We start from the raw sequence: 23,580 nt of genomic DNA on the forward strand, positions 1-23,580 counted from the left end.
TAAAAAAATCCCGCCACACTTGCGTGTGAGCGGGATTTTTTGTATCTGCCGGGCTTGTTTACGCCGCGTAGCCTTGCGGGTTCTGGTGCTGCCAGCGCCAGTGGTCGCGGCACATGTCGTCGATGTTTTTCTGCGCTTGCCAGCCCAGTAATTGCTTCGCCTTGTCAGCTGAGGCGTAGCAGCTGGCGATGTCGCCGGGGCGGCGCGGCACGATGTCGTAGGGGACTTGGCGACCGCTGGCCGCTTCGAAGGCGCGCACGGTATCGAGCACGCTGTAGCCGTGGCCCGTGCCCAGATTGACGGTAAAACCACCGTCGGTGGAAAACAGGCGGTTCAATGCGGCCACATGGCCCAGCGCCAGGTCGACCACGTGGATATAGTCGCGCACACCCGTGCCATCCGGCGTATCGTAGTCGTTGCCGAACACGGCCAGGCGCTCCCGGCGGCCCACGGCCACCTGGGCGATGAAGGGCATCAGGTTGTTCGGAATGCCGGCCGGATCTTCGCCGATCAAGCCGCTGGCATGCGCGCCGACCGGATTAAAGTAACGCAGCACGCCGACTTGCCATTGTGCATCGGCATGCACGAGATCGGCCAGGATCTGCTCGACCATCAGTTTCGAACGGCCATAGGGGTTGGTCACGGACAGGCGCGACGCTTCCAGGATCGGCAAGGCTTCCGGGTCGCCATACACGGTGGCCGACGAGCTGAATACAAAACGCTTCACATTCGCCGCCGCCAGCACTTCCAGCAGGGCCACGGTGCCCGTTACATTGTTGTCCATATACATCAGGGGCTGCGCCACGGATTCGCCCACGGCCTTCAAGCCCGCGAAATGGATCACGGCATCGATGGCGTGCTCGCGCAGGACGGCGGCCATGGCCGCGCGGTCGCGCACGTCTGCCTCATAGAAGGGGACGCTTTTGCCGGAGATGCGCTCTACGCGCGCCATCGCTTCGCGCGCGCTATTGCACAAATTATCCACTGCAACGACATCAAAACCGGCAGCCAGCAATTCGACACAGGTATGCGAACCGATGAAACCGGATGCGCCGGTCACGAGTATTTTCTTGGACATAATATCAATCAATGCAAAAAAGATAAGATTACCGTAATTCGCCCACCTTGCCTAGCCAGCGCACGCTAGCGCGCGCATTAAAAAAGCCTGCGGCGTCACCGCGGCAGGCTTGTTCTTGTGCAAACGGCACAGGTGGGCAAACCGCCAGGTTATTTCTTGATGAACACCAGATCCCACACGCCATGGCCCAGCTTCAAGCCACGGTTTTCAAACTTGGTCAGGGGACGATACGCCGGTTGCGGCGCATAGCCGTCGGCGCTATTGTGCAACTGCGGCTCGGCGCCCAGCACTTCCAGCATTTGCACTGCGTAATCTTCCCAATCGGTGGCGCAATGCAGATAGCCGCCCGGCGCCAGGCGATCGGTCAATTGCTTGACGAATGGAGACTGGATCAGGCGGCGCTTGTTGTGGCGCGCCTTGTGCCATGGATCGGGGAAGAAAACGTGGATGCCGGCCAGCGAATTGGCCGGTATCATGTGCGTCAGCACTTCCACCGCATCGTGCTGCAGCAGGCGCAGATTCGTCAGCGATTCTTCGCCGATCAGCTTCAACAGGCTTCCGACACCGGGCGTATGCACTTCAACACCGATGAAATCCTTCTCCGGCATGGCTTTGGCGATATGCGCAGTCGTCGCGCCCATGCCAAAACCGATTTCCAGGATCACGGGCGCCTTGCGGCCAAACACCTGCTCGAAGTCCATCGGTTCTTTGGCGAAAGGCACGAGGAATTGCGGCCCCAGAGTCTCGAGCGCGCGCGCCTGCGCGACAGACAGCCGTCCCGCGCGGGTCACGAAACTGCGGATGCGGTGTTCGGTCGGATCGTACATCATCGGCCGCGCCGGGCCGTTTGCTGGGGTATCAGAAGACATGGGAATGGAGAAATAAGTGGCCGCGCCGCATCAAGCCAGGCGCCAGCGAAAAATGGAGCGGGTGAAGGGAATCGAACCCTCGTCGTAAGCTTGGGAAGCTTCTGCTCTACCATTGAGCTACACCCGCGAAGCCTGCATTTTACGCGGCTTTCACCCCGGTTGGCAACGTTGCGGTCCGTGGCGATGAGGGGAAATGAAATGGGCATTTTCGCCGAACTGCGATCCAGATCGCAGTTCCCTTACACTTTTTCCCATTGACAGTACTCTGCATATAATGAGATGCAAAAAAATACCGGTACAGAGTTAAATCAACAAGGTATCACTTGAAATAATAGAGTAAGGATTCCCTCTGATATTTTTCGCTATCAATGTCAGCTTTTTTCATCGCTGCGTACCAAAGTTTTGCCATTTCTTTTTGCCCAAGATCATTGACGCTGCATTGATCCGTACGATACTCTCCGGCAAGCGTACCAATGTCAGGACCAGGGAAACGATTAATTAAAGGTTCTTGCCGTATGGAGATTGTAGGATCACCAGCGGCTCGATGACAATGGGCACTCAGCCCAATAACCCATTTCTCCACTTTTGCACTCAGGCTTATCGATTTAACTGTGCCCTGAACTTCACGGCTGTAATTGGCGTTCGGATTATTTTCCATCAACGCTCCTTGCCATAAAGCAAAATCGAATTTTATTTTTTTAGAATTTGCCAAATCAATCGCAGACTTTAATTTTTTAGACGCCTCGTCATCCATTAAATTCTCATCTGACCCTGTCGCATTGACCAGCATAAAAACAACCCGATTTGCCATACCCGTTTTAAGTATTTCTTCTCCCAATGGAAGAATATTTCCCATATTTTCACAAGTAGCTTTGGCAAATTTCATTCCGGCGGGAATCTCGTTCCCGCCTTCATCGATTTCATATACCCCCTCAACCTCGTTAAAATATTTCCCCTCACACACTGCAGAAGCATTTTCCTGGACTGCGAGTATATACATATCGCGAGCATGCGTGAATGTTGAGCAAAGCATCAAGAGTGCCGCAGTAAATGACTTAGCAACCGATAACATAGCGACTCCATTTTTTTAATATCTTCTTGAGCACAAAAACGACGGCTATAGAAACAACAACAACAACACCAACTTCAGCGAAAAATCTCAAAACCTGGTTACCAAAATCAATATCTCTTGCTCCTCTGCGAAATATGGCTTCCATGATTCCGTGGATGAAGAACAACCCGAAGCTTATCTTAGCAAAATATCCAAGAGTATTATTTTTATGCTCCATGAAACGCTCAAAGAGAAGGAAAATTGCGATCAGCAACGCCAGCTTACCCGCCATAATATAGTTAAAGGTTCCAAGACCGCTAAAGAAACTTGGTGGCAAACTTTTAAATCCAGGAAACAAAAGACCCAACACCACAAAAACAACCAAAGAAATTGCAATAATTTTTCCCTTGGTTGAGTTTTTCCATCCATCAATAACAAAAGCATCTTTTGCAGCAATGATACCCAATAAATAAACCCCAAGAAAATGCAAAAAAGACAGTAACGGATTGGTATTGTGTGTTGTTCGCGAGGAAAACATGGAAAAAATCAAAGCGCAGGCAGTAAGAACGTAGATAAGTTTCGTCTTTGATAAAATTCTAAAAATTGGTGTCATCAGGAAGAAAAGTACAATCATGGGTATAAACCACATAGGAGCGACGGCAATACCTCCCGAGAGCAATGACCAAAGCACAAATTTTATCGGTGTCAAACCGTAGAGTATGTGTTGCGAAGAGTATATCCAGAATGCTATTGGAAGAATCGATAGAATCAAATATGGCAATACAACATACATAGCCTTCTTTGACAAATAATTCATATAATTGAATTTATTTACCTCAAGATAATAAAATAAATATCCAGAAATGAAAACAAACCAATTTGTCGCATCAGCGAAAATATAATAATAGAAATCCCCAAACCTCCCCATCTGCTGAATCGAAGCGATATGAGAAAACATTACAAAAATAATTGCGACACCCCGAAAATTCTCCAAGGAATATCTGAACTTCGAATTCATTTTAAATCCAATCTTCTATCTAGGAACAGCACTTACTGATTCAAGCCACATCGATGCCATTTTCTCCTGCCCCTTCTGGTTCAAATGGCAAGTATCATATCTATATTCATTACCTAATAAATTAGTATTAGGTCCTGGATAGCGATTCAGTTGTGGGGCATTACCAACTAAAATTTGGGCAGACTCAATACCGCTATCATATGTGCCAGAGCAACGAGAATGAACAGCAATCAGCCAGCGCTTGATTTTTACTTTACTGTTTACGTAGTCCAATACCGAGCGCAGACGCTCGGCATATACGGTCTTGTCCGTACCGGCGTTTGATGAGCCTTGATGCCAAAATGCAAAGTCAAAACTTAACCCTTGTGCTTGTATTAAAGTAATGGCATTTGTTAACTTGCCAAACGCGGCACCACCTACCTGCCAGTCTTCCACCCTACTTCCAGCCACCCCGATTGGCATAAATACCACCTTTCGAGCAATACCTGCTTCAATCAATTTTTTTCCAAGAGGCATCCACATCGCCCCCTTGCTGCAATCTGCCCATTCAAACGGATCGCGTGCAGCCTTCTGTGATCCATCTTTACCTATTTGAAATACGTTATCGACAGCACCATAAACATATTCGTTGCAATTCGACGATATCGATTGTCCAATGATCAAAATTTTCATCTCTTCCAATGGCACATTTACTATCGGCGTAATAGGAGCGATGGGGGCAGGGTTGCCTGCTCCGCCACCACCACATGCCGTCAATATTAAAGCGGAGAAGAAAACAATAAAAATCTTCATAAATTTAGTTATCTCACAAGAATTTATTGCGATAGCGCGCAATATTATATAGGTTGAACAACATATCTGCTTTTCCTGCAGAACTAGTAGAGATATGGCCACTACTTGCCTAGCCTCCTGCGCGCCCCGTTCCCGTTGCAGCATCATAAGTTCGGCATAGCTGCCAGACTGGCAGGTACACATCAAAACAATCACTTCTGCCGACGTACATAGAAAAATGCAGCATTTCACACGAACGGCGTGGCTATGGGTCAGATTGCCATCACATATATGGGGATGCGGCCACACGGCCGAGATTCCAGACGGCAAGCAAGCGGCCTCTTCGCATGTAAGTGAGAGACAGGCACACTTCTTGATCAAACATCCTTCCGTCCACTACAGTTTTGTAAACATTGTTACTAGACACGCCTCGTCAGCGACTCTTCCGGGCTACGCTCTGCTTGCTCTTATTCGCTGATGAAATCTGCAGCAGCTGCTTGCTCTTGCCGGCCCCCGCCACGTCCGAACGAAATCATCCTCTGGATTGCTCAACCGAGCAGCTTCTTTGTTCGAAAAATGATGGGGAGTGTGGCGTCAAGGCAACTTGGTGCGAATTGTGGATCGCGTTATAACCACAACCAGGACCTAGAGGTAGTACGTGAGGAAGGCGGTAGAATTGTGTACAACTCAACAATTTTACGCCGCATGGCAAGGACTTGGCAACTTTTGAAGCAACAAGTCAATACCCCAGTTAGCCAGGACATCCATGCACAAAAAGCATCGATTCTGTTTACGCAGAACAACGCCATGAGAACTAAGAGGAAAAAAAGCTTTAATATTGGTCTAAAATACAGTGAATTCTCGGCACCGTAGACTGTACTGCGCAGACTGCCATGAAAAATGTTGTTACAATCATGTGACAGTCTAGCATTTCCGCTGTTCAACCTAAAAGGGTATCTCATGAAGAAAATTCTGATCGCTTCTGCAATCCTGTGCTTCGCTTCCGCGCAAGCAATGGCTCAATCGACACCGGCTCCTGCACCAGCAGCAGCTGCACCAGCAGCTGGCGCAGCTGCAGGCACCACCGTTGCTGGCCTGAGCGTCAGCACCATGATCGCAATCGGCGCAGCAGTTGCCGTTGTAGCCGGTGCAGCAAGCTCGGATTCGACCACCGCGCACACCACCCCAACCCACCATTAATACCTGGCTGCCCAGGCAGCGACAGGTAGGCCCATCCTGCAGCTTGATGTAGAGCCGAAAGGTGAAGGCCTGGTACCGCAATAGTTGACATACTAAAATATGTCAACTATTGCAATAAAAGCCCTTTTCATTTGAAAACGGGCTTTTTTACTTTTTATCAAACATCAAAAAGATTGGCACCAGTCTTTCTGTTGTGGACGAATGATGTCATATCGTATGGTCATGCCTGCGATCCTCATCTATTCATTGAGAGATCCGCCTTTATGTCAGTCAAATATCCCGCGCCGTTGCTTCAGTTGCCATGAAGAACCAGCCCTTCTTCAAGCGCATGGGATTTGCCCTACAAGGCATAGGCGCGGCCTTCCGCATGGAATCGAGCTTCCGCCTGCAGTGTCTGGCTGCCCTGATGGTGCTCGCCGTACTCTGTTGGTACCAACCGCCCTTGATGTGGTGGGCCCTGCTATTGCTGAATTGCGGCCTGGTCCTGGCTGCGGAATTGTTCAACACCGCACTGGAGCATCTGATTGATCACCTCCACCCATCCCTACATCCCAGCATCAAGATTGCCAAGGACTGCGCTGCAGGTGCAGTGTTGCTCCTCAGCATGACGGCCATATGCGTGTTTGTTGCTTTTTTGCTTGAAAACGTTGTGCGCTAGTAAGAATACAGGGGCGGCAAACTACAATACAAGACGAACGAAAGTGCGTGCCCAATAGAGTCGAGAGAAAATACAAAGATTCTTGTAATTTATTAAAATACTGCCCCTGCTTACAATATTGACTTTTTTCCAGCACGTATGTCCACCTCCCTACATAAGAGTACGACAAGCCGGATGAGCCTCAAGATATGCCAACTGACCAATTATTCGACACCGTCCAATATTATATTTACATTGATGCATAAATGACTACTCCCCTCGTACCAGTGATTCTTTGCGGAGGTTCCGGCACACGCTTATGGCCGCTTTCACGCGAGGTGTTCCCAAAGCAGTTTCTGCGCTTGTCCACTCAAGGCAGCATACTGCAACAAACTCTGCAGCGCCTGGATCGTGGTCGCGGGCACGGTCCAGATCACCAATGGCGACAAGGAATATTTGCTGACCGAAAACCAGTCCACCTATATCCCGCTCGGCGTCGTCCATTCTCTGGCCAACCCGGGCAAGCTACCACTGGAATTGATTGAAATTCAATCGGGTAGCTACCTTGGGAAGACGATATTGTCCGCGTTGAAGACCGCTACGGGCGCGCTTGACCGAGCAGATACGTCATCCCCACACATGCGGCACCGCAAGAATTCACACTGAAGTTTATAAGGTTTAGCAAGTCATCATGAAACCAATCGAAGGCATCTTTATACAAGAAGTAAAATGGTATTGCAGCAGTAGGGCAGAAAAATATTTTCTCACCTTTGCCGATGCCGTTGCCATGTTCATGGCATTCTGGTTTGCTGGCAAGTGGACGCTCGATGCCAGCGACTTGAACAGCTTCGGACTGGATAGCTCGCGCCTGCTCAGTTACAGCCTGCTATCCGTGGTAACCCTGGCGATCTTCAAGCTGAAGGGCCATCATGCCAAACGCCGTCCGTACTCGAATGAAATCAAGGAACTCCTGAAGGTTTCCATGGTCATGGGCTTGATTGATGCGGCCTTGGTCTTCCTCGACAAGCGCGACTCCTCTCGCGAGGCACTATTGGCCACCTGGCTGTTGGTGCCGTGCTGTGTCTTGCTGCTGCGCGGCATGGTCAAATACCTGCTGATGAAGGCGGGCGGATGGATACGCCCCATGGTCATTATCGGATGGGGTGACAATGCCTTGCAAACCGCGCGCGCCTTCGACGAGGAAGCGTTGATGGGCTATCGCCTGATTGCGTTCCTGATCCCCGAAGGCCAAGACCGCATGGAACATCATTATGTAAACCGCAGCAAGCAAGCGGTGCCCTTCATTTCGCTGGGCGAGAACCCGGAGCAAACGCTCAAGCTGCTGGGCAACCCGCATACGGTTGTCGCCCTGGAGCAAGGCGGCATCGATGCCTATCAGGGCATGATCCAGCAAGTCAGCCGTTGCGTTGCCAATATGCAAGTGGTACCTGCCGTACGCGGCTTGCCCCTGTACGGTATGGAGGTGAACCATTTCTTTGCACATGAAGTGCTGCTGCTGACCATGCGCAACAACCTGGCGCGGCCAGGCTTGCAACTGATTAAGCGCTGCTTTGATCTGGCGGCCTCGATCTGCGTGCTGATCGTCGGCGCCCCCATCTTGCTGTGGATCGCGGCCAAGGTCATGGCATCGGGCCGTCCCATCTTCTACGGCCACAAACGCGTGGGTCAAAATGGCAAGCATTTTCTCTGCTACAAGTTCCGCACCATGGCCGTGAACGCCGATGTCTTGCTCAAGGAGCTACTGGAGCGCGATCCTGAAGCCCGTGCCGAATGGGACCGTGATTTCAAACTGAAGAATGACCCGCGCATCACCTCGATCGGCCACTTTCTGCGCCGGACCAGCCTTGATGAATTGCCGCAGCTATGGAATGTGCTGAAAGGCGAAATGAGCCTGGTCGGGCCGCGCCCGGTTGTCGATGCGGAACTGGAACGTTATGGCCCCCAGGTAGACTATTACCTGGAAGCGAAACCCGGGGTCACGGGCCTATGGCAAGTCAGCGGCAGGAACGACGTCAGCTATGATACGCGCGTTTATCTGGACGCCTGGTATGTCAAGAACTGGTCTTTGTTCAATGACATTGTCATACTACTGAAAACGGTTAAAGTCATTTTCAAGAAAGATGGCGCATATTAGTAACGGTATTAAAATAATAATTGCATTTAAGAATATTTAATTGCCCTCGCGCTCAAGACAATTTGTCGAGGGGGCATTGTGGCAATGTTCCAGAAAAAGGATAACAGCATGATTTTAGTGACTGGCGGCGCCGGCTTCATCGGTTCCAATTTTGTACGCGACTGGCTGGCGCTCAACGATGAGCCCGTGATCAATTTTGACAAACTGACCTATGCTGGCAATCTCAGCAATCTGGCCAGCCTGGAGCAAGACCCGCGGCATATCTTTGTACGCGGCGATATTTGCGACACCGCCCACATCTCCCGCTTGCTGGCCGAACACCAGCCACGCGCCATCGTGCATTTTGCCGCAGAGAGCCATGTCGATCGTTCGATCCATAGCCCCGGCGAATTCATTTCGACCAACGTCAACGGCACCTTCAGCCTGCTCGAAGCCGCGCGCGCCTACTGGTCAGGCCTGACAGGCGAAGCCAAGGATGGCTTCCGCTTCCTGCACGTCTCGACCGACGAGGTATATGGCACCCTGGGACCGAATGACCCGCCATTCACGGAAACGACGCCGTATGCGCCAAACAGCCCGTATTCGGCATCGAAAGCGGCATCCGACCATCTGGTGCGTGCCTATTTCCATACCTACGGCATGCCGGTGCTCACCACCAACTGCTCGAACAACTATGGCTCCTTCCATTTCCCGGAAAAACTGATTCCGCTCATCATCAGCAATGCCCGTGCCGGCAAAGCCTTGCCTATCTATGGCGATGGCATGCAAGTGCGCGACTGGCTGTACGTGGGCGACCATTGCTCGGCAATCCGCCGCGTGCTGGAAGCGGGTCGCCTGGGCGAGGTTTATAACGTTGGCGGCTGGAATGAAATGGCCAACCTGGAAGTCGTGCACACCCTGTGCGACATCCTCGATACGCTCGATCCCAAGGCATCCGGCAGCTATCGCGAACAAATCACCTACGTACAGGATCGCCCAGGGCATGACCGCCGCTACGCCATTGATGCGCGCAAGATCGAGCGCGAACTGGGCTGGAAGCCGGCCGAAACCTTCGCTACCGGCATCCGCAAGACCGTCCAGTGGTACCTGGACAACCAGGCCTGGGTACGCGATGTCCAGTCGGGCGACTACCTGAAGTGGGTAGAGAAAAACTACGCTGCACGCGACACGACCCAGGAGCAGCAATAATGGCGACAACCATCGAACGCAAGGGCATCATCCTGGCCGGCGGTTCCGGCACGCGCCTGTATCCCGTCACCATGGCCGTATCGAAGCAACTGCTCCCGGTATATGACAAGCCGATGATCTACTATCCGCTGACTACCCTGATGCTAGCCGGCATACGCGATATCCTGATCATTTCCACACCACAAGATACGCCGCGCTTCCAGGAGTTGCTGGGCGACGGCAGCCAGTGGGGTATCAGCCTGACCTATGCCGTGCAGCCGAGCCCGGATGGCCTGGCACAGGCGTTCATCATCGGCAAAGAGTTTGTCGGCGATGCACCATCGGCGCTGATTCTGGGCGACAACATCTATTACGGTCACGACTTTGAATCGCAGTTACGCGAAGCCTCGGCACGCACCAGCGGCTCGACCGTGTTCGCCTATCACGTGCACGATCCGGAACGCTATGGCGTGGTCGATTTCGATGACCAGCGCCGTGCTGTCAGCATCGAGGAAAAACCACTCAAGCCAAAATCGAACTACGCCGTCACGGGCCTGTACTTCTACGATAGTCAAGTGTGTGGAATTGCCGCAGGTATCGCGCCCTCAGCACGCGGCGAACTGGAAATCACCGATGTGAATCGGGTTTATCTGGAGCGCGGTGAACTCAATGTGGAATTGATGGGACGTGGCATGGCCTGGCTTGATACCGGTACACATGAATCGTTGCTGGAGGCAGGACAATTTATCGCGACTATTGAAAACCGACAAGGCTTGAAGGTCGCCTGCCCAGAAGAAATCGCCTACCGCAAGGGGTATATTGATGCAGCCAAGCTGGAGCAACTGGCGCAGCCATTGAAAAAAAACGCCTATGGCCAGTATCTGCTGCGTCTCCTCGAAGAAAAAATATACTAAAGCCTGAACGGCTCATTTCATACCATGCAAATTCAAACGACAGCAATACCTGATGTTCTGATCATCGAACCAACCGTATTTGGCGATGATCGCGGTTTTTTCTATGAAAGCTTTAATCAAAAGCGCTTCGCCGAGCTGACTGGCGTCACGCGCGATTTCGTGCAGGACAACCATTCCAAGTCGGCAAAGGGTGTGTTGCGCGGCCTGCACTACCAGATCCAGCAAGCGCAAGGAAAACTCGTGCGCGTCACCGCTGGCGAAGTGTTCGACGTTGCCGTCGATTTGCGCAAAAGCTCCGCAACTTTCGGCCATTGGGTCGGCGTTACCCTGTCGGCTGCGAATAAGCGCCAACTGTGGGTTCCCGAAGGGTTTGCGCATGGCTTCGTGGTGACTAGCGACCATGCCGAGTTTCTCTACAAGACAACAGACTACTGGGCACCGGAGTTTGAGCGCAGCATCCTGTGGAATGATCCGGCGATCGGCATCGACTGGCCTCTGGATGGCGAACCGCTGCTGTCTGGCAAAGATAAAGTCGGTACCTTGCTGGCCAATGCCGACGTTTTTGCCTGACCCTTACCGAACAATCCGTCACACTGGAACAAAACTATTTCATGAGCCGTATCTTAATCACAGGAAAAACCGGCCAGGTCGGTTACGAACTGGAACGCAGCCTACAGGGCCTGGGCGAGATCATCGCCGTGGACCGCAGCCAGATGGACCTGGCTGACCTGGACCAGGTACGCGACGTGATCCGCCGCATCAAACCGACGCTGATCGTCAACCCGGCCGCCTACACCGCAGTCGACAAGGCTGAGAGCGAGCCCGAGCTGGCCATGCGCATCAATGGCGAAGCGCCAGGCGTGATGGCAGAAGAAGCAAAGAAGCTGGGCGCTGCGATGATCCATTACAGCACCGACTACGTTTTTGACGGTAGCAAGGATGGCGCGTATGTTGAAACCGATCCGACTTGCCCGGTGAATGTGTATGGCAGCAGCAAGCTGGCCGGTGAACAGGCGATCGCCGCCGCCGGCATCCCGCACCTGATCCTGCGCACCAGCTGGGTCTACAGCACGCATGGCAAAAACTTTCTGCTGACCATGCTCCGCCTGGCGCAGGAGCGCGAAGAGCTGGGCATCGTTTCCGACCAGTTCGGCGCGCCGACATGGAGCCGCACCATTGCCGACACTACCGCGCATATCGTGGCGCAAAGTCTGGCCGCAGCGGACCAGCAGACATGGTGGAATGAACGTTCAGGTTTGTATCATTTGACGGCACAGGGAAAAACTAGCTGGTTTGGCTTTACCGAGGCAATCATGGCACATCCGTCCGTCGTTAAAAAACCGAAGCTCAAACCAATACTGGCGCAAAACTACCCGGTACCCGCCAAACGTCCATCAAACTCCGTCCTGTCGTCACAGCACTTGATCGATACTTTCTGCAATTTGCCACAATGGCAAACCGCATTAAAACTCTGCCAGGAATGAATTTATTCAAGCCCCGTTAATATTTAAAAAAGCTGCCATACACGAATAGTGTACGGCAGCTTTTTTTATTCATATCAGACCGGAAGACAGTCAACACATACTACTTTTTTGAGCGCTCGATAATCTTGGAGGTTGAATACCCATCGTGAAAGTCAAGTGCAATTACCTGCCCCCCCGCTTTTGTCACGGCATCATAACCGACAATTTCCTCAACCTCATAGTCGCCCCCCTTCACTAGGACATCCGGCAACAACTTCTTGATCAATCTCTCAGGCGTATCTTCAGAAAACTCGACAACCCAATCAACGCTTTTCAAAGCGCCCAGCACGTGCATCCGGTCCGTACCTGCATTGATAGGGCGCGTACTCCCCTTCAATCTTTTAACAGATTCATCTGAATTTACTGCCACAATCAGTAAATCTCCAAGGCGCCTTGCAGCTTCAAGATAACGCGTATGTCCGACATGAAGAATATCGAAGCAACCATTGGTAAATACGATGCGTTTTCCACCAGCCTTGGCTTCGTTGATACGTACCAGCATGGCATCCTCGGATAAAATGGGCGTTTCCATCCCTCCCACCCCATATAGGACGCGTTCCAATTCCATTAATGTGACAGGTACGGTACCAAATTTTCCAACGACCACGCCTGCCGCCATATTACCTAACCGGCACGACGTTTCGAGATCCTTACCACTTGCCAACGCCGCTCCCAGTGTAGCGATCACGGTATCACCCGCGCCGGTTACATCAAAAACCTCACGTGCCTCCGTTGGCAAGTGTACAGGTTCGGTCTGGGGCTGCAACAAAGTCATGCCATGTTCACTACGGGTCACCAGCAGAGCGTCCAGTTCCAATTCTTCGCGCAGTCTGTTTCCTTTCCGGACCATCTCAGCCTCGTCGGAACAAACGCCAACAACGGCCTCAAACTCCGCCATGTTAGGCGTAATCAAAGTTGCACCGGCATACTGGGTATAGTCCGTTCCTTTCGGATCAACGATGACTGGTTTCCCCATTCGCCGCGCTTCCTTGATCATCGGTGCAATGACAGCCAGTGTCCCCTTGCCATAATCCGATAATATGACCGTATCTACAGACTTCAGTACTGCACAGAACTTCTGATATAAAACCTCGCGGTCAAAGGCATGCTCGGCATGCATGGATGATTCGAAATCCAGCCTGATCAACTGCTGATTACGCGAAACTACACGTAATTTCGTGATTGTAGGACTGGCGGGAGCCTCGACAAAGTCCACGCGCACACCGTAGCGCTCCATTGATGTCTTTAGTAATGCAGCGGCTTCGTCTTTCCCAACAACACCTAACAAAGTAACCTGCGCTCCCAAAGAAGCAACGTTTACTGCTACGTTGGCGGCCCCCCCCGGACGCTGGTCATCTTTGCCAATATTAACTACTGGTACCGGCGCCTCCGGAGAAATACGAGCGGTAGCACCAGACCAATAACGATCTAGCATGACATCGCCGATCACAAGTACCCGTGCACGCGCTAACTCAAGACCAAGGTTTGAATCTTTAGAAAACATATACTTTCCGCCTAATCAAGACAATCCTAGCTTTTTCTCTACTAATTCAATGATTATATGAAGCATTTTGATATGTAATTCCTGTACGCGATCAGCAAATTGTCCTGCTGGAGTACATAAACTGACATCAGCCAATTCATCCAAAGGGCTGCCAGGGCGCCCCGTCAGACCGATCACGGTAACGCCATTTTCCTGTGCGCTTTTCACAGCGTTCAAGACCGATCGACTAGTTCCGCTAGTGCTAATCGCAATAAGGCAATCGCCTGGCCTTCCATGGGCTTCCACAAAACGCGAAAAAACAAAATCATAGCCAAAATCATTCGCCACACAAGTAATATGAGCTGGATCACTGATTGATAGTGCAGACAATGCCTTACGATCCTTCCGAAAGCGGCCGGATAACTCCTCCGCAAAATGAATGGCATCACACATTGAGCCACCATTACCACAAGAAATAGCTTTGCCGTTCTTGCGCAATGAGTCCGCTATAATTTCCGCTGAGCGATCAATATTTAATAAAACGCCTTCATTTTTTATCAAATTATCCAGACCAGCCTTTGCTTCGAGCAGCGAATTTCTAATAACATCAATACTCATATATTTCTTTCATGAACGCAAAATATGCGATACCTAAAATTTAAAAATCTCAGTAATTTCCAAAAAACTGACTAGAAAATATTCAGACATACCAGGACAGCTTAGATAAAATCCTGCAGTCTTCCGGTAAATATAACCTCGCACTGCAAGGCGGGCGACGCGGACTTTTCTCGGCCAACATTTCTTGTGTGCCATAGCGCCGCACACTCTGCGCGGCCTTCAGCAAGATCACCAAAGTACATCATCATTGGAAAAAGATAATTTAGTCAGTTGGTACCTTAACAATTTCCGCGACCTCGTCAGGTCTGACAGAGCGAATACAGATGAATTCCCCCAACGTTCCCTCACATTTTGGTACATTGTTACAGGGATAATGTACACAGCCACCAGAGCGAGCAATCAACTGCGTGCTGGGAGGTGTCCAGACAGCAGGATTACTACCGGCATTAATTAATATCGTGCGTATCCCTTGCCGCTGCCCCATATGTATACCAAAACTGTCCAAGCCTATTAATAAGTCCAACTCCTTCACCTTGCTGGTAAATTCAGAGAGCGAGCGCGTGTACACTTCAACCTGTGACAGGACAGGAGCAAATATCCGCTCCAGCGCTTGCCGTTCAACACCCGCACCAAAAACAGTCAAGCAATGGCCATCACGTATCAAATCTTGCGCCAATGCAAGCCAATCCTGTTCAGGCCATAGGCGACAGCGTTGTGACGCAAAGGGATGCATCCCGATCTTCAACTTTTCATTCAGAGAGGGCCTTATCTTTGACAGAATGCTTTTTTCTTTTCCAGAAGATAGGAAATCCAGCATTAGCCCATAAGAAGAATATATATTGTCACAATTCTCCGGCACTACAAAGACAGGCTTACCTCTCCCAAAAGGATTACGAATGATCAAATTAAATGGATGATTCCCAGCCCAGCCTATATGTTTATGCTTAGATCCACTGATCAACCATGCAAAAGCCCGCTCCCGAAAATCGCCAATCAGATCCATGGTGACACTTGGGTTCAATACGCGAATTTTCCATGCAGCCTTTAAAAATCCGAGTGCATTTTTCCAGCCAAAATCTTTAGTCGTCCCAACTGGAAATTGAGAACAAATAATTTTGCAATTAGGAATATCATTAAATAAAAATGCGACTTGGGGACGTACCCAGGCAATGTAATTTTCTGCGTAGTGACTATCCACCAATTTTCTCAAAAAAGCGCTCTGGATGACAGCATCACCCAAATTACGTGCAACAATTAAACAAGCAAGTTTTTCCATTTTCATCAAAATAAAGTGTATGCACGCAGCAGTAGCAGCAATACCGATCAATTACTTAAAAATCACGCAACAGCAGTTCCTAATTTTTCAAATGGAAAAATTTCATCCAGCCAACCATCCAAGCTATATTTTTGATTAATGGATCCAGGCAACTCACAGAATTCAGACATAATAAAACTTTCCGGGATAAAAATATTATCCCGATCAATTACCAGTATGTTTTCTGGCCTATAAATGTCCGTTTTTGCAGAAAATGAATTTGTTGTAATAATTTTCTTTTTTGCGCCCACCGCTTCCAGTGTACGCATAGTTAATCCAGCCTGAATTGGACGCTCAATATCTATAATTACCTTACTACGAGCAAGAAGCGATTTCAAATCGGCCTTCCCAACCGGTTCGAATGTAAACTCTCTTTTTTTTGCCATCCAAAAAGATGGTTGAAATAAACGACGTCCCCAATAAATTAATTTCGACGGAAAATAAAGTATTTTCTTAAAAGACGCGTTACGAGGAAAATGATTACTCAGTTTTTTCAAAACTTGATAACGATCTGAGTGGATTGTTCCGAAAAAGAAAAAATCAATATCCTCATCCACCTTCGGCAACTTAGCATACTCATCCAGGTAGAAAAGCGCACGATATTCAAGCCGCCCATCATTTTCAACATCAACAGGATCAAATGACAATGCCCTGTCAAATAAGGCAACCTTATCATAACTATCACTTGACATATTTTTGTAACTATCCCAAAAATATAGGGTGAAATGTGCATGCGGCAACGCTTCACGCATGCGTCGGATTGCCGAGAGGGAAAGAGATTGCCCTTTAATAACCAGGACATGAGTGATTGGATGTTGCTTTGCCTGCTGAAAAATCGAATCGAAATAACGATCTGCTTTATCACGTTGCAGCAGTGGTGAAATCCGGTTAAGGATTTTTGTCATGGTGTCGCTGGCAGGACGGTCATCAAAACGCAAGGCGCCTACCCCACGTTTGGCAAGGCCATGCTGAATTTCTTTAGCATATCCAAAAAATTCAGGAGCTATCAGTAAAAAATTAATTGGCAACTGAGACATTTTTCTTCTTACTTAGGCTGTTGTTATTAATAGGTTTCACTTTCCGATGACTCAAGAAAGGCTTTTCGATAAAATTCCACGAAATTATTGCCATCATCAATACAAGGAACACGCCTATCACTATCGCAATAAACGGATGAAATGCAAATAATCCAAAAAATATTAGTGACTGGACAATTGGCGCATGATAAAGATAGATGCCAAATGAAAAATCTCCATGTTTGCCAACGTTAAGCACATGCGGCAAACTCAGAGCAGCCCATGTAACAAACAAGGTTACCCCGATCGGAGCAATTAATTCAAAAAACCAACCAGTGGCAAAAATATAAGAAATTATTCCAGCGGCTGCCCATTTCCAAGAAAGCTGAAAGCCATCGCGTGTTTTATAATAACACCAGGCACCGCCACAAAAAAATACCATCTGGCCTGGCAACTGTTTGGCCATCTTAAAGTAAAACTCAGCATCAGTTGCCATACCACGTAGATAGAAAAATTCTCGCCAAGCCAACGATAGCAAAAAAATCGTCACTAAAGTTCTCTGGTATCCCCATCGGCGACAACCAAAAACAATTAATGGAACACAAGCGTAAAAGAGCACTTCAATCTTAATTGTCCAAAGCGATACATTGATCGCACTTTCGAATTGGTGTAAAAAAACACCAGGTAAGGATGGAGCGCTAAAATTGGCAAAAATAAGGTTATAAAATATATACCGCCAAAAATCCTTATGTGAAAAGTATTCAGAAAAAGAATATTCGGAAATAATCGACAAAATAACGGCAGCAAACACTACGACGAAGATGTATGCTGGAGCAAGCCGAGAAATTCGCTTCCTCCAATATTCTTTCATTGATCTGGATTTTTCATAACTCATTGTTACGAGATAACCACTAACAACAAAGAACGCCTGTACCGCAAATAATGAAGATATATATTGAGTCATCCAGTAGAGATTAGGGTTCTGCGAAAGAATACCCATATGAAAAAACACTACCATACTGGCGAAAATCAACCTTAGAAGATCAAAATTATTTTTATACATAAGGTTTGTTAATTATCTATTTTTTCACGTAAAAATATAATTATTCAATAATCGAAAAATTAGACCGCTCTTTTCAAGCGACAATTCCCCTAGAAGTATTGTTAATTTCCCTATATTTTTTTCTCTCCGCTTGAGCATGGCTTATGCAGCTAATGAAATAAATTATAAGTATCCACATTGGCGGAAAACTCAGATCCGCCCCTGCGACAGCCTTGGAAACGAGCATGGTAAAGAGAGCCCAACCGGATGCCTGCACAGCCGCGGACGTAGATTTTAGTCTGGCAGCATTGTTCGCCTGCACACCCATTTTCCACAGTACATAAGTGGTCAACAAGATTAAAAACATGCCTATAATGCCGACATTTGAGATCAAAAACGTAATAAAGCTTGATGGCCGATTACTACCCAGTCCGGCGCCAAAGTATGCTGTATTTTCCAATACCGTAAATGCATAAGCATCCGCTGCGAATCTGTGCAAAGATGATTCTGATTCGCCTTTATCAAATAAAATCATGCTTAGAATAACATCCGTGCCTGGCACAAACATATAAAATATGGCAAAAAATAATGCACAACCAGAAATAATTATAAATATTCGTTTGTTGTGTGTACTTTTATTTTTCGAGAATATAGATACCACACTGTGGCATGCAAAAAATATAAGCATGCTCAGATAACCCGTTGAAGATGCTGACAATAATAGACCTAAAAGCGCAATACATAGTGCAGATCCCCAAGCCCACAAGCGCTTCGAGTTGTCTTCGTTAAGCAAACGAATATATAACCACGAGGCAAAACTACCGACAAACATTGCATAAAAAGAAGGCTCGGTAAATGTCGAATTTATGCGTGGTAAAAATCCGAAAGTAGCATCCTGAGCAATACCATAACTGGTATTATTCAGCAGATAATCCCCTGGATATGGAATACCGGTCAATATGCTGATCAATTGATAAAACGAAAAAAATAGAACAATAATGGCGGAAATAACATATGCGCGTCCAATTATTTTAATTCTATTTTCAGATTTATTCGTCACTAAAAGAATTATGCTCAGCCAGTACAGCAATATAAAAACTGCCTGCGCTATATTTGAAGACGAAATTTGCAGTTTACCTGGTGATAAATACTGTTCGTCGATACCACCTTTCGGCACATACACATGTATTCCCTGAAAAACGAATGGAAAAACAAATGCCGACATCGCGGAAAATATTACAAACGCGGTAAACCAAAAAGTGAACCAATACCATTCTTTTGGTATTATCAAACCACGCATGCGCCAATAAACCAACGCATACAGAACTACCGCTATTTGAGCGATGAAAAATGGTGATATGCCAAGCGACTCAATACCGGGAATTACCATACCTTGAAATACTGATAGTATGGTGATCAAATAAATTATACAGTTCAAATTTCCCTCGCCGCCTAAATAGTGTAGTTCCTGATTTTACAGCTTAAATCCGTCAACTACGCCTGAAATAAATGAGGGGCGTAATCTCTTTGAAAAAAATCGCCATTTCAAAGGACGCGTAATAATATAAAAAGCCAATGCGAAGATTTTCATAAAAGGAGAAAAATTTTTCCTGATAAAATAAATCCTGTTCCGTTCACAATAATAAGTAGAGAAAGGAGAAAGTCCTCCTCCAGTACTACTGCTTACCTTGTGCAGCACTAGGCCCTTGGCCCAATAGTAGGTACGGAAACCGAATTTATTGGCCCGCCAAATAAAATCTGCATCGTCGCTATATACAAAGTACTTCTCGTCCATGATACCAATAGCATCGAAAACCCGCTTATGAATCAGCATAAAACACGTCGGCGCATAGCCAATATATCCATCTTTATCATATTGACCGTTATCAACCTCACCTTCGCCTCGATGTACTACAGTACCTTTCAAGTTACTAAATGAACCGCCCGCACACCAAATCTTGCGTGAATCGTAGAAGTATATCTTTGGAACAATTAATTTCTCATTGGAATTATCGGCAAATTGCACCAGATTACCAAATAAATCCACATCATGAAATTCGATATCGTTATTTAAAAGAAGGACATAATCACATTCCATTTTTAAAGAAAGATTAATTCCTTGATTGTTCGCAGCTGCAACGCCAACATTTTTTTGATTTTTTATCAGCGTAACATTTTTCAAACCGTACTGTTCAATTAGCTCCTGAGATTTATTATAGGAAAAATCATTGAGACTGTTATCAAGTATGAATAGCCAATAATCTGAAAATTTTTGGGTCGACAAACTTTCGAAAAAGCCAGGAAGAACATCCTCGCTATTAAATAGAACTGTGACCAATCCAACCCGGGCTTTCATTTATACAAACCCCGTTTCTTCATTTCTTCAATGCTTGTCTCATAAGTATCAATCTGCACCTCTTGCATATTGACCCAATCAGTAAACTTCTTGATGCCTTGATCAAAACTAACCTTGGGCCGGAATCCCAGCAGGCGCTCAGCCTTACTTAGATCAGCATAATTATGGCGAATATCGCCTAAACGATATGCGCCGGTAACCTTAATAGGTACCTCATTTCCATAATGTTTTACCAGTGTGTTTGCTACCGTCAAGACATCTGTGGCAACGCCGGCGCCGATGCCAAATACCTCGCCATTTGCAGCATCTCGTGTCAGTGCTGCTGTCGTTGCTGCAACAATATCGTCAATAAAAACAAAATCCCGACTTTCCTTGCCATCCTCAAAAATATTGATACCGTTATTGTTCTTGATGCGCGTGGAAAAGATAGACAGAATGCCTGTATAAGGATTGCTCAGCGATTGACCAGGGCCATATACGTTCTGGTAACGCAATGCACTGGCGCCAATACCCAGCGAGTCGCACACTGTCATTACCATTTGTTCCTGGTTTTGCTTGGTAATACCATAGACTGACGAAGGATGAATTTTCGAATCCTCATCCGTGGCAAGCAAGGTCAGCACGTTGCCTGTTTTTGGACATAACGGTTCAAAACGACCGGCCTGCATATCAATATCTTTACGGGCACCGGGATAGATAATTCCCAAGGCTTCCGAATAGTATTTTCCTTCGCCATAAATCGAGCGGGAAGAAGCCACAACAACCTTTTTAACCTGATATTGACCGTTAGCCAGCAAGTCCAGCATGATGCCGGTGCCGCCGATATTAACGTCGACATAGCGCTTGATCTCATACATGGACTGGCCTGTACCGGTCTCAGCTGCCAAGTGCACGATGGCATCCTGACCGGGAAGAACAGCCTCCCAGGCAGCGACATCAGTGACCGAACCCAAAACAAAATTAGTGGTGTCCTTGATGCTCCGATACAAAGGCGAGGTTTCAGATGGATTATCGCCATGAATCTGGGGAGATAATATATCCAGAATTGTTACCTCATGCCCTATGCTTTTCAAGTGCAATGCCAAGTTGGACCCGATAAAACCAGCACCACCAGTAATCAAAATTTTCATAATATTTCCGTATACTATTTTTTAAATATATTTCTAATCACCCCTTGCATTTTTAAATAATTAAAAATACGGTGAGGCATTACTTAATCTTTCATCATGCACTGAAGAATCTTATATCAATCATTTATAGACGCAATACATTCATCTGCGCCGAGTATAGATGAGCAGCACAAACAATGAATTTTTACCTAAAAATCATATCACCTTGCCGGAAAAGCAAAGATCAAGTAGAAATCCATTCTTTTTTTTCTTGGCAGTATTTTTTAATTATTTTGGCCGGGCTACCGGCAATCATCGAAAAATCTGGAAAAGACCGAGTGACAACCGATCTCGTTCCTACAATACAATTTCTGCCAAGCGATACACCAGGCATGATCGAGACGCCATATCCGATGAATGTATTTTTTCCAATATGAATAGGGCCTTTCGATTCCAAATCTTGCTGCATGATCAAGCCGGCATCCGGATTAAACCCATGCGCAGAATCTGATAGATAGACATACTCACTTAGTACACATCCATCTTCAATGCGTATGGAGTCAATACTATACATTTGACAGTATCGACCTACATAAACATCGTTACCAAAAAATATTTTAGGGGAAAATCTTTGTTGGCCATTCATCGTTATGGGCTCCAGCACTACACCTTTACCGATCCGGCAATTCCGACCAATTTCAATCAATTCTTTATTTATTAATCTACGGGGAAGATAAACATAACTCCCCGTACCCAAACTTGCAACTTTCGGCCTAAACAATACAGCCTTAATAATTAATTTTATAAAATTCATGACTAATGCCCTCAACTTTGGCAAAGCCAAAATAACACGCCCAACGTTACCGCCGGGAAAAATATTATCCTATTAAAGAAATACAATCTTGAAATAGACAATATCTTTGTTTTATCCACAACAAAAATCAGCGCACTAACTACTCCTGCAATTGCACCAATTAATGTCCCATATACTACTCCGATGACGCCATATGAGGGAGCAAGCATCAAACTGAAGGACAAATTAACAACGCCCTCTATAATAGCTGGCATGAATGCTTTTTTATGTTCGGCAATAGAAAGCAGCAAAAGCGAATATGGGCTCAACAAATTCCTTATCGCATGAGCAAATAACATTATAGAAAGCAATGCATAGACATCATCAACATAGCTTCTATCTATCCATAACGACAGAAGAGCTTTTCCAAATAGGAAAAAAATTACGATTACAAAAACAAGAAATATGGCGCAGCCAGCACTCGATATTGCCAACAATTTTGGCAAGCGTACTTGCTTGTCTGCTTTGGCAAACGAGGCCGATCCAATAGCAACCAAAGGGCCCAGGACGGCCTGCATTACACCCACCAGAATGGATATTGCGGTTATTGCAAGTGAATAAGATGCAACTTTTTCAAAGTCATAATGTCCGACTATCACCAAGTCAATGCCATTGACAAACAGCATTGCAACACTCCACACCGCCAAACTAGAACAATAATAAAATAATTCCTTGCACCTGGCCCAATCAATGGCTCCTAAATTTTTTACAATCTCTCCGCCCAATTTCTTTGCATAGAAATAGCTTATTGGCAATATCATTACTCCGCACAATGCCAATACGACAGAAATTTCGAGAAGCGTTCCACCATTACTCAATACCAGCCAAATAAAGAATAAACTTGACATTCTAGTCAGCAGCAGTCCGCTGACCGGCACTATATTTCGATGCAATCCAATAAACATGCCTGATGGCACCAACGCAAATAACTGAAATGCCGCCGACATACCCAGTATGGCTATACAGGTTCTAAACTCACCAACCAAGTCCTCAGGAATATTCTTGAAAAATAATGGATAAAATATTGCAAGCAGCACGACTGCAAAAACCGCAAAAAAACTGAAAAATGACACCAACACCAAGCCAGCTTTTATGGTTTTTCGCTGATCATTCAAATCCGATATTTCATTTCCATGTGCAATGAATTTTGTCATTGCGGTTTGCAATCCAAAACCAAAAAGCTGCATATATATCAATATTTGCAGCGATAAGCTCCAAAGTGAAAACTCCAATTTCCCCAAATGGCGAACGACAAGTGCCGGCAGCAATAAATTGAATAATGTCGTACCTATTCCACCAATTACATTTGCAACGGCATTCTTTAAAAACAATTTACGTAATGATGCAGCTGCCATAAGTAATCAATATTTTATTTGTAATTTCTTAAAATGCCAGGCTATTTCAG

General features: G+C 47.0%; 22 protein-coding genes, 1 tRNA gene and 2 pseudogenes. 9 read left to right on the forward strand and 16 right to left on the reverse strand.

All coding sequences use genetic code 11. From position 1 onward, the window contains the following. Positions 1-58: 58 nt before the first annotated feature. The 6 genes from galE to U0004_RS27450 form a co-directional block, all read right to left on the reverse strand. Positions 59-1,078 (reverse strand): UDP-glucose 4-epimerase GalE, encoded by a 1,020-nt coding sequence (gene galE, locus U0004_RS27425; protein ID WP_070254693.1) that lies wholly within the window; start codon positions 1,076-1,078, stop codon positions 59-61. A gap of 149 nt (positions 1,079-1,227) precedes the next feature. Continuing rightward, a complete protein-coding gene (gene trmB, locus U0004_RS27430; RefSeq protein WP_070254694.1) occupies positions 1,228-1,908 on the reverse strand; it encodes a tRNA (guanosine(46)-N7)-methyltransferase TrmB in 681 nt (226 codons plus the stop codon). Positions 1,909-2,000: 92 nt separating this feature from the next. Continuing rightward, a tRNA-Gly gene (locus U0004_RS27435) sits at positions 2,001-2,074 on the reverse strand. 192 nt (positions 2,075-2,266) lie between these two features. Continuing rightward, complete coding sequence (locus U0004_RS27440; protein ID WP_139144109.1) at positions 2,267-3,019, reverse strand: hypothetical protein; 753 nt, start codon at positions 3,017-3,019, stop codon at positions 2,267-2,269. Next, a complete protein-coding gene (locus tag U0004_RS27445; RefSeq protein ID WP_081345529.1) occupies positions 3,003-4,016 on the reverse strand; it encodes an acyltransferase family protein in 1,014 nt (337 codons plus the stop codon). The genes U0004_RS27440 and U0004_RS27445 overlap by 17 nt, the downstream gene beginning before the upstream one ends. Positions 4,017-4,031: 15 nt before the next feature. Then, positions 4,032-4,808, reverse strand: coding sequence for a sialate O-acetylesterase (locus U0004_RS27450; RefSeq protein ID WP_167468700.1), 777 nt, complete (start codon positions 4,806-4,808; stop codon positions 4,032-4,034). Positions 4,809-5,687: 879 nt separating this feature from the next. On the opposite strand from U0004_RS27450, the gene U0004_RS27455 reads away from it, so the two are divergent. From U0004_RS27455 to rfbD, 9 genes and pseudogenes are all read left to right on the forward strand, one after another. Beyond that, positions 5,688-5,987 (forward strand): hypothetical protein, encoded by a 300-nt coding sequence (locus U0004_RS27455; protein WP_167468701.1) that lies wholly within the window; start codon positions 5,688-5,690, stop codon positions 5,985-5,987. Positions 5,988-6,288: 301 nt separating this feature from the next. Further along, entirely contained in the window at positions 6,289-6,645 is a 357-nt protein-coding gene (locus U0004_RS27460) for a diacylglycerol kinase (RefSeq protein WP_070254697.1), read from the forward strand. A gap of 245 nt (positions 6,646-6,890) precedes the next feature. After that, positions 6,891-6,974, forward strand: a pseudogene (locus tag U0004_RS27465) (sugar phosphate nucleotidyltransferase); the annotation flags it as partial. Between the two features lie 55 nt (positions 6,975-7,029). After that, a pseudogene (locus tag U0004_RS27470) lies at positions 7,030-7,238 on the forward strand (cupin domain-containing protein); the annotation flags it as partial. A gap of 77 nt (positions 7,239-7,315) precedes the next feature. Further along, positions 7,316-8,779, forward strand: coding sequence for an undecaprenyl-phosphate galactose phosphotransferase WbaP (wbaP, locus tag U0004_RS27475; RefSeq protein WP_081345531.1), 1,464 nt, complete (start codon positions 7,316-7,318; stop codon positions 8,777-8,779). A gap of 108 nt (positions 8,780-8,887) precedes the next feature. Next, on the forward strand, positions 8,888-9,967 hold the full coding sequence (gene rfbB / locus U0004_RS27480) for a dTDP-glucose 4,6-dehydratase (protein WP_070254865.1): 1,080 nt from the start codon (positions 8,888-8,890) through the stop codon (positions 9,965-9,967). Further along, positions 9,967-10,860 carry a glucose-1-phosphate thymidylyltransferase RfbA gene (gene rfbA, locus U0004_RS27485; protein ID WP_070254698.1) on the forward strand — a complete coding sequence of 298 codons (894 nt, stop codon included), beginning with the start codon at positions 9,967-9,969 and terminating at the stop codon, positions 10,858-10,860. Before rfbB ends, rfbA begins: the two co-directional genes overlap by 1 nt. Before the next feature lie 24 nt (positions 10,861-10,884). Then, a complete protein-coding gene (gene rfbC, locus U0004_RS27490) occupies positions 10,885-11,430 on the forward strand; it encodes a dTDP-4-dehydrorhamnose 3,5-epimerase (RefSeq protein WP_034745785.1) in 546 nt (181 codons plus the stop codon). A gap of 41 nt (positions 11,431-11,471) precedes the next feature. Then, positions 11,472-12,344, forward strand: a complete 873-nt coding sequence (gene rfbD, locus U0004_RS27495) for a dTDP-4-dehydrorhamnose reductase (RefSeq protein WP_070254699.1) — start codon at positions 11,472-11,474, stop codon at positions 12,342-12,344. Positions 12,345-12,444: 100 nt separating this feature from the next. On the opposite strand, the gene hldE is transcribed toward rfbD, so the two are convergent. The 10 genes from hldE to U0004_RS27545 all read right to left on the reverse strand — a co-directional run bounded on the left by hldE (position 12,445) and on the right by U0004_RS27545 (position 23,530). Continuing rightward, positions 12,445-13,887 (reverse strand): bifunctional D-glycero-beta-D-manno-heptose-7-phosphate kinase/D-glycero-beta-D-manno-heptose 1-phosphate adenylyltransferase HldE, encoded by a 1,443-nt coding sequence (gene hldE, locus U0004_RS27500; protein ID WP_070254700.1) that lies wholly within the window; start codon positions 13,885-13,887, stop codon positions 12,445-12,447. Between the two features lie 15 nt (positions 13,888-13,902). After that, on the reverse strand, positions 13,903-14,484 hold the full coding sequence (locus tag U0004_RS27505; RefSeq protein ID WP_070254701.1) for an SIS domain-containing protein: 582 nt from the start codon (positions 14,482-14,484) through the stop codon (positions 13,903-13,905). Between the two features lie 262 nt (positions 14,485-14,746). Then, positions 14,747-15,766 (reverse strand): glycosyltransferase family 9 protein, encoded by a 1,020-nt coding sequence (locus tag U0004_RS27510; RefSeq protein ID WP_139144111.1) that lies wholly within the window; start codon positions 15,764-15,766, stop codon positions 14,747-14,749. A gap of 56 nt (positions 15,767-15,822) precedes the next feature. Continuing rightward, entirely contained in the window at positions 15,823-16,836 is a 1,014-nt protein-coding gene (locus tag U0004_RS27515; RefSeq protein WP_139144112.1) for a hypothetical protein, read from the reverse strand. Continuing rightward, positions 16,817-17,878: an acyltransferase family protein gene (locus tag U0004_RS27520; protein ID WP_071653650.1), complete on the reverse strand. Its 1,062-nt coding sequence runs from the start codon at positions 17,876-17,878 to the stop codon at positions 16,817-16,819. The genes U0004_RS27515 and U0004_RS27520 overlap by 20 nt, the downstream gene beginning before the upstream one ends. Before the next feature lie 73 nt (positions 17,879-17,951). Next, a complete protein-coding gene (locus U0004_RS27525) occupies positions 17,952-19,277 on the reverse strand; it encodes a hypothetical protein (RefSeq protein WP_139144113.1) in 1,326 nt (441 codons plus the stop codon). A gap of 54 nt (positions 19,278-19,331) precedes the next feature. Next, on the reverse strand, positions 19,332-20,213 hold the full coding sequence (locus U0004_RS27530; RefSeq protein ID WP_070254702.1) for a glycosyltransferase family 2 protein: 882 nt from the start codon (positions 20,211-20,213) through the stop codon (positions 19,332-19,334). Further along, on the reverse strand, positions 20,210-21,343 hold the full coding sequence (locus tag U0004_RS27535) for an NAD-dependent epimerase/dehydratase family protein (protein ID WP_070254703.1): 1,134 nt from the start codon (positions 21,341-21,343) through the stop codon (positions 20,210-20,212). Before U0004_RS27535 ends, U0004_RS27530 begins: the two co-directional genes overlap by 4 nt. Before the next feature lie 223 nt (positions 21,344-21,566). After that, positions 21,567-22,136 (reverse strand): acyltransferase, encoded by a 570-nt coding sequence (locus tag U0004_RS27540; protein WP_081345533.1) that lies wholly within the window; start codon positions 22,134-22,136, stop codon positions 21,567-21,569. Positions 22,137-22,147: 11 nt separating this feature from the next. Continuing rightward, positions 22,148-23,530, reverse strand: coding sequence for an MATE family efflux transporter (locus tag U0004_RS27545; protein ID WP_115057593.1), 1,383 nt, complete (start codon positions 23,528-23,530; stop codon positions 22,148-22,150). Between the last annotated feature and the right edge of the window lie 50 nt (positions 23,531-23,580).

The sequence above is a fragment of the Janthinobacterium lividum genome (genome assembly GCF_034424625.1).
Classification (GTDB): domain Bacteria; phylum Pseudomonadota; class Gammaproteobacteria; order Burkholderiales; family Burkholderiaceae_D; genus Janthinobacterium; species Janthinobacterium lividum.